Below are 17925 nucleotides of genomic sequence, written 5' to 3' on the forward strand. Positions count from 1 at the left end.
TATCTTTTAATCATATTTGCAAATGTAAATGTTTTTACATTTTTTTTCTGGTTATAGTATCTGTGCCCTTACGAAAAGGGTATTGTATAATCCTAAAAACGAATTATCTTTGTATTCTAGATGTGGTGAACTTCTTAACCAATTTTGAAGTTGTCATACTGCTGTTGCTGTGAGGAATAAAAGTATTGTTTGTATGGATAATGTTTCTAATAATGTATGTCGGTATTATTTTGATCAAGATTGTAAAGTCACGTTGTCTGAACTAGTTACTACACCCAAAGATGACTGCAAGTTAGTTAAAATCAATGATGAGTCTTCGTTTACACTGGTACTAGCTAAAGAATCACTTCCCATTAATTCGGTTATTGGGTATTCATATAATAAATTTTTGCAAGATTTATGTTCTGGTTATGGGTATTTCGTTAACATTAATACAATATCAGAATCTTACGATGATAGTTTTTTACAAGATCACGCTATTAGATATGGATATAAATTTACCGAACATTTTTTATCAGTTATGGGTGAGCATAAGAGTAACTTTCTAAATAAAATTGACTCTATTTTAACCGATTTATGTGGGAGTTTTTATTTTTTAAAAGAGCTAGGTAATGGCAGTGTAAATATAATATACCTAATGAATAAAATTTGTTCTTCTTTTTCTAAATGTGTATACAATTTGAGAGAAAAATGTGTTGATGTTTTGCAATCTGAGATTATTCCTATAACAATAAAGAGTATTTTTGACTCTATCGTGATTGATGGAGGTTGTCATCGTAAAATGACATACTCTGAGATGGAACAATTATTTTTGCGTTTTATTACCACGTTAGAAAATTTAATAATGTCCAGAATAATGAAATACTGGCGAGATTTTTGTAATCAAAATAAAGAGTTATTATCATTAATTCCAACTGCCGACTATAGCAATCCATTCTATTATGCTTACCATTATGATGGTATTAATTCGCCCAATATTACTCATCCTGCTGCTTTTGCCTATAAGTTTGGGGAATATATATCTTTTATAGCTGTTGCTAGAATTGATGTAATGATGAGTGATTTTGTTGAAAAGTGTTCTGATGTTCTGAAAATAATTATCCGTTCCAAGTGCACACATATCTGTAATTATAGTTCTGATTCCTATAGTGATATTAGAGAATTAGTGAAAGAATTGCAATTTTTGATAAAAGCAGAGTTCGATAAAAGAATAATAGAAGATAGTATTAAGGATCATTTTAATGATTTTTTGAGTGGGTTAATAATATGGAGAGATCAAGTTGTAGACTATAAAGTTGCAGAAGTAATATTGGAATCAATTATTAGTGATATGCGCAAATCATTGGTATATTTTTTGCATAATTATTTGTATGACATGATTAGAAATTTCCATCCCTATATAATGGTTTCTGGAAAAATTGTATCCAGTAGTAGTGATTATTTGCGCTCTATAGAAAATAAGATGGGGATTAAAATTCATCCTGAGGATAGTTATAATATTATATCTTTAAGGAGAAAATTTTCTTCTAAATATGAGAAAGTTGTTTGGAATAAATTTGTCGAAATGTTAAGGGAAAAGCATGAATTTTCTGATGGTACAGTTATTAGTAAAGTTGCTTGGAGCAAGATTTCAAGAAAATTGTTTCCAATTGCTCAGGGGGCAATTAGACCCCTTCTTGACATGGAACGTTTAGAGTTATCTAGAATTTTATCTAGGTTGCGTATAGTGGATGATATTTGCACTTTTGATTTTTCCTCATCAGGCACGAGAGAGGCTACATTTGGTGAGAAAAATATTATTTTAAAACTAGCTACTAGGATTACAGATCTTAAAACAAAATGTTTGTTTAGGAAAATATGGATAAATTTAACTAAGATTACAGAAGATAATAAAGCCAAAGAGAAATTGAATCATGTATTTGATTCTACCGTAAAAGATAAGGATTCGTTGATTTTTGATTCCTCAGTCGTACAAGGCAAATTGCCAGTAGCTGTTACATCGCCTATAGAATTAAACTGCTACTCGTCTGATGTTAGTACACGTAAGATTATTAATAAATGGGGATTAAACCTTCATCCTGATGATCATAAAGTTATTTTATTTGTCAGGAGAAAATTTTCTGTAGATACTAGATATAATATTTATAGATTGTTTTCTAGTATGCTAGAGAAAAAATCTATACTTCCTAGTGGTAAAGTTATTTGCAGGTGTTCTTGGTCTGTTGTTTCTGGAGATTTATGTTCAGTTGCTATGAGTTCACTTGAACCAATTATTAAAGATGAGTGTGAGGAATTAGAAAGATTTTTATCTGAGGCACGTGTAGTTGATGTTGATGAAAATAATTCTTCTTCGTTTGTTGTTAGGAAGACGACAGAAGAGGAAAAAATTCATCTTATGAAACGTGCTAAAATTTTTATAGATAAAGAACTAAAATGCTCTGCTAGATTAGCATGGTTGGATATAGTTAAAATATCAAAAATTGTTGAGGGCGGAGGAAGTGACAATACTGGGTCTATTGGTGAAGAGAGCATGGATAGAGCCCATCATAATTCCACAGAATCATCGTCGTCACAAGCATTGTTAACTAAGGTGGATTCATTTGTTTCTAACCCAATTTCTAGTGCAGTTGGTGTCCCATATTTACATCATCAACTATTACAAGATTTATGTAAAGGGTATGGATATAATGTTAATTTTAAAGAAATATCAAAAGATTGTGACGATAATTTTTTGATGGCACATGCTGTTAAATGTGGGTATCGGTTTTCTGACAATTTTTTTTCTACTATGATCAAGCACAAGATCGATTTTCTAAATAAAGTCGATTCTATTTTAACTAATTTATGTTCTAGTTTTTATTTCTTAAGAGATTTAGGTAGTAAGAATGTAAATGTAATCCTATTAATGGATAAAATTTGTTATTCTTTTTCCCAGCATGTGTATAGTTTGAGAGATAAATGTATTGATGTTTTGCAGTCTGAGGTTATTCCTGCAACAATAATAATTATTTTTGATTCTGTTGTTACAGTTGGTAGTTGCGAACGAAAAATGAGCTATTCTGAGATGGAACAATTATTCTTGCTTTTTATTACCAAATTAGAGAAGTTAATTATGGTTAGAATAATAAAATATTGGCATGATTTTTGTAGTGAGAATAAAGAATTATTATCATTAGTTTCGTTTATTGATTATAGTGATCCGTTTTTTGCTTCTTACCGGTATAGTAGAATTAGTTTGCCTCATATTACTCATCCCGCTGCGTTTACCTGTAAGTTTGATGAGTATATTTCTTTTATGGCTGTTACTAAGATTGATATGATGGTACGTGATTTCGTTGAACGCTATAGTGATGTATTGAAAAAAAATATTCGTTCCAGGTGCATGAGTATTTGTAGTTACAGTCCTAATCCTTTTAGTGATATTAAAAAAATCTTAATAAATTTGAGTCGTTTTATCAGAAAAGAATTTGATAAAATGTTAACTGAAAAGGCAGTAGAGGATAATTTTAGTAGTTTTTTTAATGAGTTAATAATATGGAAATATCAAATTTATGAGGCTGATGTTATAGAAAGATGTAGATCATCAATTGTTAAATTAGTTACCAATGATATGTACAAATCATTAATGAGTTTTTTATATACCTCTTTGTATGATATGGTAAAAGGTTTCTGTTCTCGTATTACTTCTTCCTGGAATCATGTATCTAAAGGTGGTAATTATCTTCGCACTATAGAAAACAGGCTAAAATTTAAGATTTATCCTGAGGATGGGTATAATATTTTATATATAAGGAAGAGCTTTTCAGCTAAATCTAGGAAAATTATTTGGGATAAGTTTTTTTACATGATAAGTGGAAAGCATAAATTTTCAGATGGTACCGTTATTAGTAGAGTTAGTTGGAATAAAATTTCAAAAAAACTATTTCCAGTTGCTCAAGGATTGGTTAAGCACTTTCTAGATATGGAACGTTTGGAATTATCTAAACTTATATCTAAAGTACGTATAGTGGAGGATATCGGTGGGTTTGATATTTCTTCATTAGGTACTAGAGAAGCTACATCTAAGGAAAAAGCTAGTATTTTGAGGCTTGCTATCAGTAGTGCGGATCGTCAAACTAAAGATTTGTTCAGGAAAGTATGGGTAGATTTGGTTAAGATTACGGAAAATTATAAATCTAAAGCCTATACAGATTCTACGTCTGAATCTACAGTTAAAGATGTAGATATGTTAGATGTTACAATGCCTGTGGAATTAGATTGTTGTTCTTTAGGTTTAAGTGCAGATAAAATTATTAGCAAGTGGAAATTGAACCTTCATCCTGATGATGATAAGATCATTTTATTTATAAGAAGAAAATTTTCAACGGAGATTAAGAGTAGTTTTCGCTCATTGTTTTCCGGTATGTTGTCTACAAAAACTTTGCTTTCAAATGGAGAAGTATTGCGCAGTTGTTCTTGGCCCCTTATTTCTGGTGAGTTATATCCGATTGCTTTAGAATTTATAGACCCAATTATTGAAAATGAATATAAAGAGTTAGATGCGTTTTTATCTAAAGCGCGTGTGGTAGATTTTGATAAAAATGATAGTTGTTCGTGTGTTGTTAGGAAGGTTACTGCTGTGGAAAAAAATAATCTTATGCGGCGTGCTAAGAAGTTTGTATATAGAGAATTAAGATATTCCGCTAGGTTGGTGTGGTTGGATGTAGTTAAGAATTCAAAATGTGGTGACCATCATTATACATCAGAAGATATTAATGAAGAAAGTGTAGGTAATGCATGTGACACATGTGGGGTTAATATTAGTTGTGTTGATAATGCAGCTATTTTAAGGATTAGAAAAAAATTTTCGTCTAAAATTGTACCTGTTATTTGTGCTAAGTTTAGTGAAATGCTAAAAAATAGGTACAAATTTGATGATGGTACCGTTATTGATAAGATTGCTTGGTTTAGGATATCAAAGAAAATGTTTCCAATTGTTGAAGAGGAAATTAAGTGCATTGTTGCAGATGAGTATAAAGAATTAGACGGAGTTGTGTCTAGATCACGTGTAGTTATTAATTGCAAGCTTGATAGAGAAATTACAAATGAAGAGAAAGTTACTGTTCTAAGTAATATTATGAAACTTGTTCATTCTTCATTAAAAGCTTTGTGTGGTAAGGTTTGGGAAGATGTAGTTACTTCTTTGTGGGATCGTTATGATAATATTGGTTCTACTGTAGATATTTTTCCTGCCACAGAATATAGAGGTTCTGGAGGTTCTGGAGGTTCTGGGGAGTTATTTTCTCTTGATTCCTTGTTAGGATCAGCAGAGTCTGATAGTACAATTGGCTCATTAGCTGGATTCAATCTTCGTCGAGAGGATGATAATGCTATTTTAAACATAAGGAAGAGGTTTTCTTCCAATATGAGAAATTGTGTTCGAAATAAGTTTTGTGAAATGTTAAAAACAAAATATGAATTTGATGATCATACTGTAATAGATATGTCTCCTTGGGTAAAAATATCGAAAAAATTGTTACCCATTGCTAAAAAAGAAATTATGCCAATAATGAAAGAGGAGTATGTGAAAATAAATGAGGTTTTGTTGAAGTCAAGCGTGGTGATTTCTTCACATGATTGCTCCAGTATAGATGTAAGAGATCTTACATCTAAGGAAAGGTCAAATATTATAAAAATGGTTATGAAACTAGTATATAGGCAATCAATAGATGCTTTTGGTAGAGTATGGCGTAGCGTAATAAGATCATCCAAGATTAAAGGTTCAGTGGATGATAGTGATGCTGTGGCTAATAATGTTAATGAATCAGAATTAGAAATGACTAAATCTATCGATAAGCCATCTCCAGTTGGTTTATCAGATCTTAGGGACTCAGATAAATCTGAACTTGACAATATTAGGTTAGAATTTGTTGGGGGGTTAGCATCTGTTATTGATGAAGTTGTTAGGTTGTTGTTATTAGATCTTGATCTTTCTTCATCTGGTAGAGGTGTTATTTTAGATAAAGTGATATCAACTATGGCAGATAGGAGCAATATTTTATTTAAAGAAGGAGGTTTCTTTGATCGGGTTGAATCAATTTTATTAGATGCAATGGTAATTGAATCATCTGAAAAAATGAGACTTCTTGATGAAAAAGAGAGGAAATTTATTTTTCGAGTGTTTGTTGATAGTATTGATAGCGACAGAGATTATCTCGCTAAGAAACGTACTGGAGAATTGATGAGTTTCCATATGTTTGGGTAGGAATATACCTGTTAAATTATTTTCTGATTCTGCGATTGAATTGTTATTGATTTGGGATCAAAGAAATTGTATTTTTTGGGAGCTAATGTTTGTAGTATATTGTTTGCTTATTTGAAAAATTAACTCTACTTTTTGGCAATGTAATTGAGTTGTTATGAGGTAGAAATAAAAATAATTTGATTTCTCCCATGGATATAATATGCTAGGCAATATATCTACGTTTTCAATAAATTTAATAATGTTACTGTTTTTTCTCAAATAATTTGTCTTGTTCTGTGTAGTTTATAATCATAATTTTTCCTATTATAATAGTGCTTGATCTAGAGATAGTTGTTTGATTTTCTATTTTTGGTAAATTTTGTATTTGCTGCTGATGATTATTCAAAGACGGATATTTTTTAGTAGAGTGAAGTTATTGTTATCGGGTTTATAATTACTTGATTTATTGGGGGGTGATAGATTTGGTGATATTGTGAGCAATAGATATGGGTTTGATGGTTTTATAGTTATTGATATGTTTGCTTTTTTAGGTGCTGGAAAATAGTTATTTATAATGATAAGAATAAATTTTTATCTAAGATAAATAAGCATATTTGTAGTGAATTTATCAGTTTGATAAAAATATTCACAAATTTTATGACAGTACTATTATAGGTATGTGTTTCTGGAGCGCTATTTCTAAAAAATAATTTCCTATTGCCATATAATGTATTAAGATAGTTATATAAAAGTAATATTCAGAAATAAATAATGTATTATCGCAATCAATATAGTTATTTTATAAATTTTATGGCGCTAATATAATAATTTCACGATAGGCATGTTACCTTGTTGATTGCTATGATGTCGATATACTAGATTTAAATATCAACTTTGTTTATATCACGAGGTTTAGTTTCTAAGTTGATAAAAATCAATTGCCATGAATCAGATAGTAGATTCTTGTTAGATAGGTTACTGTTTAATCGAAGACGCTTTTATTTTATTAATAATACTTACTATTAGTATAATATATAAATCAGATACTGATAATATTCGCCTAGAATTTATTGTAAATCTAGGTTCTAGATAAAGTTGGTAGTTTGTTATTCTCTCGACAATTAGTATCTTATTTAAGATGGTATAATGTTATCTTTTTAATAGGAGCTACCATTTTTTCAAGAAGGTGGTGGTTTTTTATAGTGTTTTGTAGGTTTTTGTGAATTATGTTTTTATTAGTAATTTAGTTAGTCATGGTTTTATGAAAAAATATGATATATATGTGTTGTAATTTATGATTTCAGAATTATAAGTTACTTAATAGTATTGCTTGCCATGTGAATTATACAGGGTAGAAATATGGATATTGTTTGTGATCATGAAAATAAACATTATTTTGATCAGGATACTTATAGTGCATGTTCTGATAAAGATGATGAGAATGATCATTATCTTCAGAAATATAAATTGGGTACAGACCCTTCATTAGCACCAATAGTTGATGGTGTTTCGTTGTCTGATTTTCCTAAAGTGCATTACAGATCAGAAGTAGTTTTCTTAGTTCCTTTGGAGTTAAATTGCTCTTCATTGGGAATTAAATTAAATGAGTTTATTATTGATATGTGGGGGGTAAATATACATCATGATGATAATAAACTTATTTTTTTTATCAGGAAAAAATTTTATAACATAGTTAATGACCATCTTCTTAGGTTATTTTCCAGTGTGATGAATGGTGACTGTGTTCTTACAAGTGGAAAGGTGATATCTAATTGTGATTGGTATTTTTTTTGTGATGAATTGCTACCAGTTGCCATTGAATCACTTGAGCCAATTTTAGAAAGGCAGGATAAAGAATTATATGAAGTATTTTCTAAAGCACGCGTGGTAGATTCTAATAAAAATGGTGGTTTTTATAATGTTATTAGGGCAATTACAGATGATGAAAAAAACATTGTTATGGAACGCGCGAAGGAATTTATATGTAGGATAATTCTAAATTCCATTAAATTGTCATGGGAGAGAGTAGCTAAGATCCCACAATCAATTGATAACAAAAGTATCTATAAATATCTTGATAGAGGATACATAGAAGGTGAATTTGGAGTTAGACTTCGTTGCAGTGACTATATTGCTATTTTTAGTTATAAGAGGAAATTGTTGTTTAAAATTAAACCAATTATACGTAATAAATTTTATGAAATCATGAAAAATGAATATAAATTTGATGGTATTAATATTGTTAATAATTTTTCTTGTTTCAGTGATAACAAAAAATTGTTAACAATTGCTAAAGATGAAGTAAAGTATTTCCTTAACGATGGAAGTGAGAAAATAAAAATAATTTTATCTAGATCACGTGTAGTGATTAATTACATCTCTGATAGAGTAATTACAAATAAAGAAAAATCTATTGTTTTGAAAAACATCGATAAAATTGTAAATATGGAACTAAATAATTTGTTTAGTAATGTTTGGGATGATTTAGTTGAGTTTTTTAGGGATAAAAGTGAGGGTGTTGAAGATGTTTTGTCAAATGCTATTTATAATATAATATCGGTAAGATGCGCCGGTAGTGATGGTAGTTTGGAAATTAAACTTAAGGATGAATCCATTTCTTATTGCAATGATTGTTATGTTAATGATATCGAAAGAAGTATTTTATTTGATTTAAATAAATGTATCCGTGCTAAATTTGTTGAGATATTAAGTGATAAAGATAAATTTGATTGTTTTAATTTAGTTGATAAATCTCCCTGGGGTAAGGTATCAAAAAAAATATTGCCTGTTGTTAAGGAAGAAATTAAGCCAATTATAGAAAGAGGTCGTGCAGAAGTAAATGAGGTATTATTAAAATCGGAAGCAGTATTCTATAAATATAACGGGAGCAGTATTACTAGAAATTTTAAATATGAGGAGGTATGTCTTGTTCTGAAAATTGTTATGAAATGTATATACAAGAAGATTAATTTTGGCAAGTTGTGGGCTAGATCTATCAAATCTCCAAAGTATTTTGAAGAAGATGTTTCTGAATCTATTAACTTATGGGGGGTTAATCTTCATCCTGATGATAGTAGGCTTATTTTGTTTATTAGGAAAAAATTTTCAGTAAATATTAGATCTCATCTTCGTAAATTATTCTCTAATATGATTAAAGATGGGTCTATTTTTGCAACTGCCAAGCCACAAGGAGACTATTCTTGGGCACTTTTTTCTAATGAATTGATTCCAATTGCTAAAAAATCAGTTGGGAAAATAATGGAGGAACAGTATAAAGAATTAGATGAAATTTTATCTAAATCATATGTATTGGATACTAATAAAGGTGATGTTAATTTTTGTGTTTCTGGGAGAAGGATTACAGATGATGAAAAAAATAATATCATGGTTAGAGCTAAGGCTTTTATATGTAGGAGATTATATAATTCTATTAGGGTATCATGGATATCTGTAACTAATTCTTCAGTTTTATGTAATCATAAAGAAAAAGATATTGTTCCCAAAGTTAAAATTCGTTATGAAGATAGTGTTGCTATTTTAAATACTAGGAGAGAATTTTCCCGCAAGATAAAATCTACTATATATTGTAAGTTTACTGAGATGATAAATAATAAATGTAAATTTGTTGATGGTACTGTTATTGGTATTTTTTCTTGGCCTAGAGTATCTAAAGACGTACTGCCAATTGCCAAAGGGGAGGTTAAACACTTTCTAAAAGACGAACGTGCAGAGTTGAGATCTATTTTATCCAAGGCACGTGTTGCTCTTGGCCCTATGGTTGAGAGAAAGCTTACAAACAAAGAAAAGAGTATTGCATTGGCAAATATTGAGAAATTAATAGATAGGGAGTTAAAGCAGTTATTTAGAAAAGTATGGTATGACGTTCTTGAATTTGTTAGATATAATTATGTTGATATTGGCAATTTTGTTGATACTGTTAGTTTCGAGGAAGGTACTTATGAGTGTGATAAAGTCGATGATTCCGCGTTTAAGCTTTATCATGAAGATGATCGTGTTATCTATAGAGTTAGAAGAAAATTTGCTGCTAAGATGAATGAACGTATTAGTAGTAAGTTTTGTGAAATGATAAATCTTAGGTATGAATTTGATGATGGTACTGTAATTGGCATACAACCTTGGGGTGATATATCTAAAAATATTTTTCCCATTGTTAAAGAAGAGGTTAAGCCAATAGTTGAAATGGAGAAAATAGAAATAAATAAGATATTAACGAGATCGCGAGCTGTGTTTCCTAAACCTGATGGGACGAGCATAATTAGAAAAATAACTTCTAAAGAGCGATCTATTATGTTGAGAGCTATTATGAGATGTGTCTGTAAACTGCATAATTTAAGTAGACTTTGGCGTAGAGTTACTAAATCTTTATCGAAAAAATCATCGGTAGGAGAATTTCCAGGAGGACACGGTAAGTGTATTCCATGTAGTACTACTGTATATGAGATATCTAAATATAATGATGATGGTAAATCTTTAGCATCGGTAAAGTCAATAGAGCTAAAGGATGTATATAAAGAAGAGCTTACTAATATAAGGATAGAATTTATTGGAAACCTAGGTCCAATCATAGATGAAGTTTTTTATTCTTTAACAAATATTGATACATTATCGTCAGGATTAGATGATGCAATATTATCTGTGTCAGAAAGGAGTTATAATTTATTTAAGGAAGGAGGTTTTTTGTATAGAGTTGAGTCATTATTGTTGAGTGCAAAAGTGGTTAATACATTTGGTGATGACAGGTTTATTACTGATGATGAGAGTAAAAATATTTTTAAATCATTCATGGATAGCATAGATAATGATAGAGATCATCTTGTTAAGAAACGTTATCAAGAATTTATTAGGTTATTGTCGTCACCTAATATTGTGGATGGGTTTGCTGTGGTTGAGTGTGATGGCAAGAGTGAAATTTAGGAAATTAAGAAAAATTTTATGAATGAAGTAGTCAGTATTATCTAATTGTCATGTTTATAAAGTATGTAATTGCAATTTAGGAAATATAGATTGTGAGCCATGATCTGTTGTGTTCGAATGTATGTTGATTTCTATTGTTGCGGCAATTAATCATGTATTAAAGATGGAAGTTTTATACCCTTAAAGTAATGTTCTTCATATTTAGTTCAATTGAGTATTAAATATTAATTGTGAGTACCACACCATAATATTGATTTTAATACAGTAAGTTATTAAATTTTATGATCAAACCATATGAAGTATTGCTGGTATATTACGAGTGTGTATGTTTTTTAATAAATTTATAAGAATGGTGTGATTTAAATCACTTTAAAAACATTTGAAGACCTAAGTATAGTTAATTATAATAGAAGGGGGTTGTAAGTTGGTGTTTGATATTTTTATTTGTTATGAGCGATTAAAATGTTGATGTCATGATAGTTAGATAAAAAATATGTGTGATAGGTTAATATGTGTATTAATGGTATTTTTGTCTAAGTATCTGCAACTAAAAAAGTTAAGTGGTATTTTGATTTTTAGTGAGTGTAGAGTTATTTTTGTGCTCGTGTGAGTATAAGGATTGTAATTATTAATATGAATGGTACAAGTATGTGTTTTAAAAATATGGCTGCTACGCCTAAAGGTGACTTTAATGTAGACGATGGACGTTATAAGTTAGGGGCTTCTGTGGCTGAAAGCAGTAATATATTGATTAGCAACACATTAGTTGGTTGTTCTTCATTGATACCACCTGTGTCATCAGATGAAGATGATTTATCTTCTGATGACGGTTATTCTTTATTGATGCCACCTTTATCATCAGATGAAGATGATTTATCTTCTACAAGTTCAGAATTTGATCAATCTATTGTTAGTCGGTGGGGATCAAATATTCATCCTGATGACGACAAATTTATTTTGCAAATAAGAGAAAGGTATTTGCTTCAAATAAGAGATAATTTTACAAAGCTATTTTTAGGTATGTTAAAGGATAAGATGGGCTCCACAAATAATAATATAATTAATGATTATTCTTTGTCTATTATTTGCTCCGAGTTTGTGTCAATTGCGACGAAATCGGTTAAGCCAATCATGAAAGAACAGTATAAAGAATTATATAAAATTGTATCTAAGCTACGTGTGGTAGATATTTGTGAGCATAATTCTTATATACATGCTGTTAGAAAAATTAAGGCTGATGAAAAAAGGGATGTTATAAATCGTGTTAAGGTAGTAACGAATAAAGGATTAGATGAGATAATTGATTCTCTTGTTGAATTTGCTATTGAGTTTTCTAAAGATAACGATTATAGGGAATGTAAAAATGGTATTGTAAAAATTAAGGGCAATGAAAAAAATAATATTACAAATGAGATTAAGGTAAGTTTATCTAGAAGATTATCTGAACTAATCAGTTTACTATGGGGGGTTGAACCAGAAATTCCACCCAAAAGTATTTGTGATGATTTTTGTGGGGATGAGGAGTGTGTTAATGGCATTTCATTAAGTGATCTTCGTTGCGAGGATAGGGGGGCTATTAATGCTGTTAGGAGCAAATTCTTGATCCATGCTAGACATAGATTATATGATAAATTTAATGCCAAGATAAAAGATAGGTGTCAATTTAGTGATCATAATATTATTGGTAATTTAACTTTGCCACGCTTATCTAGGGAATTAATTTCTATTGAACTAATTTCCATTGCTAGAAAAAATTCCAAAGATATTATCGAAGATGCAGCTAAAAAAATAGAGGTAATTATATCTAAATCTCGTGTGATGGTTGATTCTAAAAGTGATAGAGAAATTACATATGGGGAAAAATGTGTAATTTTTGAAAAAATTGTGAGGTTTTTGGATAGATCATTAAAGGACTTATCTTGCAGGTTGTTTAGAGAAATACTTGATTCTTTAGGATCTGGTCTTTGTTGCGAAGATAAGGTTGCAGTTAATATTGTTAAGGGAAGATTTTTATCTAGTGTGAAAGATATGTTGCGTGATAAATTTATTGTTATTATGACTGATAAATATAAATTTGGTGACAGTGATTTCACTGGTAAATTGAAATGGTCAATTGCATCTAGGGATTTGCTTACAGTAGCTAAAATAGAAATTAAAAACATTACCGAGGATACAATTAAACAGATAGAGGTAATTGTATCTAAATCTCGTATGATAGTTGATTCCAAAAGTGATAGAGAGATTACAGATGAAGAAAAATCTTTAGTTTTAGGAAAAATGATTAAACTTTTGGATAGTTCATTAATTGATTTGTGTCGTAGGTTATTTGCAGAAGTACTTGATTACTTAGAACTTGATCCTAATGATAGTATGATTAACAGGTGGGGATTAAATATCCATTCTGATGATGACAGGTTTTTATTGCAGATAAGGAGAAAGTTTTCATTAACGGTAAAAGATTATCTGAGTGAACTCTTTTCTGGCATGTTGAAAAAAAAATTTGTGTTTTCGAGCGGAAATGTAATAAGTAATTGTTCGTGGCGTCCTGTTTCTTGTGAGTTGATTTCGATTGCTCTTGAATCGGTTAGGCCAATTATTGAAGAGTATTCTAAGGAATTATATGAATCTTTATCTGAAGTGCGAGTGGTAGATATTTATGAATATGACTATGTTTTTGGTGTTGTTAGAAAAGTTACGGATGATCAAAAAAAAGATCTTGTGGAATGTATAAAAGTATTTGTATATAAAAACTTACATATTATAGTTAAGCTAGTGTGGACGGATGTTGTTAAAATTCCAATGGGAATATCGGATAAGTGTCATAAAAAAATAGTACCTGTAATTAATCTTAGTTATAAGGATAGTGCTGCTATTTATAGTGTTAGGAGGAAATTTTCATCTCTTACTAGGGATAAGTTACATGATAAATTTATTGTCGCGGCTAAGGACAGGTATAAATTTAGTGACCGTAGTGTCGTTGGTGTTTTTTCTTGGGTAAAGATGTCTAAAGAATTGCTTCCAATAGCTAAAGAGGCAGTTAAGTATATTATTGAAGATGAAATGATGGAAGTAGAAGAAATTTTATCTAAAGCACGAGTGATGGTGGATTGTGAGTTTGATAAAGAAATTACAGATGAGGAAAAATCTATTGTTTTGGAAGGAGTTTTGGTAATTATTAATAAATCGTTGAGGTATTTATGCAGTAGATTGTTTAGGGAATTTGTTATTTCTTTAAAATCAGATTACAGTGATAGTGCTATTTCTATGGCGGATACCAATTTCAGTTCAGTATTTACAGAAAGTAGAAGTAGAAGTAGAAGTAGAAGTAGAAGTGGAACTGGAACTGGAACTGGAACTGGAACTGGAACTGGAAGTAGAAGAAGAAGGTTAAATGTTTGTAGAATTAAATTCTCTCGTGAGGATAATATTATTATTTCCCATGCTAAGAAGGTTTTGTACGATGAGATGAAGTCATGCGTGATTGATAAATTTACTAGAATGTTACGTGATGGGGATATTGATTTATCGCCTTGGGAAAAGGTATCTAAAAGGATTTTGCCTGTTGCCAAAGAAGAAATTGGGCCAATTATGGAAAGGGGGATTGAAAAAATAAAAATTATCTTGTCCGACTCACGAGCTGTGTTTTGTAATGCAGATGGTTCTGCTGTTACTAGAGTACTTACTTTTGAGGAGGCAAGTTTGTCTTTGGGGAGAATTATTAAGTATTCGCGTGCGCGTATCTTAAACGATTTTAAGAAATTTTGGGATCTGCTGCGGGAAAGAAAATAGTTTTCCTATAACATCATGTACAGTATTCTACTGGAAGCTGCTATAGCAAATATTAAGATAATATCTGAGTGAAGCACTGAGGAAGATTTAGATTGAAATGATTAAGTTAGTTTTTTAGTAATTTTTGTATTAGTCTTGGTTTAAAAACCTTATATTTTCTATGTTGATTATGGTAATTTTTTAATTTCACATAGGTTGATCCTATGTTTGTTTGGTTGGTTGCTTTATGTGTTATATCAACGCTACTCTTGAAGGATAAAGTAGGCTGCTGGGGATGGTTACATCTAAACCTCATATTATTGTTAGTAGGGGGGATAATATATTAATAGATAAATGTCATTCTAAAGGGTGAAGGTTGAGTCTTCCTAATGAGAGTATTTTTAAAGTAGTAGGGAGAAGATTTTTATTTAAAAGATAATGTGGGTTATGTTGGTTTTTGTGGAGAGAAGATTGCAAAGTCAGTATTATGGATAGTATTTATGGTGTTAGGTAGAAAGTTTGGTAGCTTGATAAAAATAATAGCAAATTTAATGAGGTTTATTTTATAAAAAATTATATATAATTATTAATATGTTTTTATAAAATTTTAGTTTGGTGCTGTATGTCTTATTCATGAATTACTTATTTGTCTAGTTAGTGATAGAAATATGTTATTAATCAAAAAATAATTTGATGTTACCCTATAAAAGTAATGAGTAAGGAAAAGTTATTAATTTAATTAAATTAAGTGTATTGAGATTTATATTTTTTTCCTATTTTAGTTGAATCACCATGTTGTAGTATAGGTTTGTATTGTTGATAGTAAGTATAGTTTTATCAATAATGTTATTGATAATTAATTATGTAATTATGATTTATTGTCTTATATAATAATAAAAAATTTTCTATATTATTAATCAAACAAATTACATAAAAAAAGAAAAATATAATAGTATTAACAATCATGACAGTAGTATACGTATAGTTGTTGCTGTGATTTTTTAACATGGGCGGTTATTGTATGTTTGTAAAGCGTTGTTATTATGTTATTTATGAAAATGATTCCGGTGTAGGGAATAAAAGTAACCCAGAGTCTGTTGTCGTTGAAGGTAGTGATTTACTAATCATTTCCCCTTCTATATCACAACTTCAGTTAGGGGTAGAAGAAAATTACTATCATAGTTATTCTAGTGCTAGTGAAAATTTAGATTCTTCTTTGCTGAATTTGGAGTCGCACAATCTCATTGTTGATAGATGGGGTATTAATATTAATTCTGATGATGATAAACTTATTTCACGAATAAGAAGGAAGTTTTCACTGAAGATTAAAAAATGCCTTACCAAGCTTTTTCTTAAAATTTTGAATGATAAATCTATAATTGTGAATTCTAGTATGGAAAGCACTTGTTCTTGGTATCTCGTATCTCACGAAATCCTTCCGATTGCTATTAAATCCGTTGAGAAAATTATGAAAGATCAATATGAAGAAATTGATAAAGCTTTATCAATGGTGCGTGTAGTTGATATTTATGAGTATGGTGTTTCTTCTTTGCATATGGTTAGAGTAATTACTAACGATGAAAAAAATGATCTTATGGAACGTGCCAAAGTGTCTATTAATAAAAGATTACATGGCATTATTAATTTTACATGGAGGCGTTTGGCTAAATTTCCAAAAAGAAGAATTGACAGAAAATATAGAAATGGTATTTCTGGAATTAATCTTTCTTGTAAGGATAAAAAATATATTTGTAGTATCAGGAGGAAGTTTTCATCCCGTATTAGATCTAGATTGTGTGATAAATTTAATGCCATGATAAGTGATAAGCACCAATTTAGTGATGGTAGTATTATCGGTGTATTTACCTGGTCTAAGGTTTCTAAAGAATTGTTTCCTATTGCTAAAGTGGAAGTTAAGGATATTCTTGAAGATGAAATCAAAGAATTATATTCTGTTATATCTAGGGCACGTATCGTAGTTAATTCTGAAACTGATAGATTTATTTCTGATGATGAAAAATTCACCGTTTTAACTGACCTTAAAAGAATTGTGGATAGATCATTAATGTGCTTATGTAGCAAATCCTTTGGTGAGGTTCTTTCTTCTTTGGGTGGGAATTTTAGCGATAGTGTGGCTTCTGTGGTAAGTGACGATGTTGGTGCGGTGTATGGTGGTGTTAAGGGTGGTGATTTTAGAATAAATTTTTATTTTGAAGATGATGTTAGTATTTTTCGTGTTAAGAAGAAATTTTATGCTGAAATTAAAAGGTGTATCATTAATAAATTTACTGAAATTGTATGTGAAGGAAGAGTTGATTTGCTGCCTTGGGTGAAGGTATCGACTAAGTTATTACCTATCATCAAAAAAGAAATTTATCCAATTATGGAGAGGAAACGTGTGGAAATAGGTAGTATTTTATCTAAATCAAGGGCATCGTTTTGTAAGCTTGGGGGCGATAGCATAATTAGACGTCTTACTTATAAAGAGAGGTGTATGTCTTTGAGTGATATTATGAGAAAATCTTATAGGTATCTGTTAAGTAATTTTGGTCGATTGTGGAGTACGGTTATAGATAGTAAAAAATATTCTGATGAGTCTGGTGTTTGTAATTTTATCGAATGTATAAGTGATGAAGATGAGTAAGAGTAAGAAATTTATGTTGGATAATAGTTTATTTAAATTATGAATTTTTATTATAAGATGTTTGTGTATATTGGGGTGTTTTGATAGTTGATTTTATGTTTTTTAGGGTTATAGTTTTTGTATGGAAATGATTGCCGTAAGGTAGATTTGAGGTAAATATAGTGTAACTTAAAATTTGTACCCTATTTTGAGGATGATGAAGAATGTTTATTGGTCGTCTCATTATAGAAAAATAAAAATATTGTGGGTGTATTACATGGCTTCAATTGGTATATCGTAGTGTTACTAACTATTGTCTTCATATTAGTAATAGATTTTTCGCATCTTGATCTGAGAAAAATTACGTTAATAAATT

At 30.0% G+C, this 17925-nt stretch carries 4 protein-coding genes; all 4 read left to right on the forward strand.

Annotated features, from left to right (window positions below):
* Positions 1-169: 169 nt before the first annotated feature.
* Positions 170-6244 carry a hypothetical protein gene (locus tag Arg41_RS04110; RefSeq protein ID WP_242641398.1) on the forward strand — a complete coding sequence of 2025 codons (6075 nt, stop codon included), beginning with the start codon at positions 170-172 and terminating at the stop codon, positions 6242-6244.
* 1338 nt (positions 6245-7582) lie between these two features.
* Positions 7583-11158, forward strand: coding sequence for a hypothetical protein (locus Arg41_RS04115; RefSeq protein WP_092343511.1), 3576 nt, complete (start codon positions 7583-7585; stop codon positions 11156-11158).
* A gap of 648 nt (positions 11159-11806) precedes the next feature.
* Positions 11807-14947: a hypothetical protein gene (locus Arg41_RS08160; protein ID WP_092490497.1), complete on the forward strand. Its 3141-nt coding sequence runs from the start codon at positions 11807-11809 to the stop codon at positions 14945-14947.
* A 1000-nt stretch (positions 14948-15947) separates the two neighbouring features.
* Positions 15948-17570 carry a hypothetical protein gene (locus tag Arg41_RS04125; RefSeq protein ID WP_092343513.1) on the forward strand — a complete coding sequence of 541 codons (1623 nt, stop codon included), beginning with the start codon at positions 15948-15950 and terminating at the stop codon, positions 17568-17570.
* Positions 17571-17925 lie beyond the last annotated feature (355 nt).

Origin of the sequence: Candidatus Ichthyocystis hellenicum (genome assembly GCF_001460935.1) — a bacterium.
GTDB lineage: Bacteria > Pseudomonadota > Gammaproteobacteria > Burkholderiales > 2013Ark19i > Ichthyocystis > Ichthyocystis hellenicum.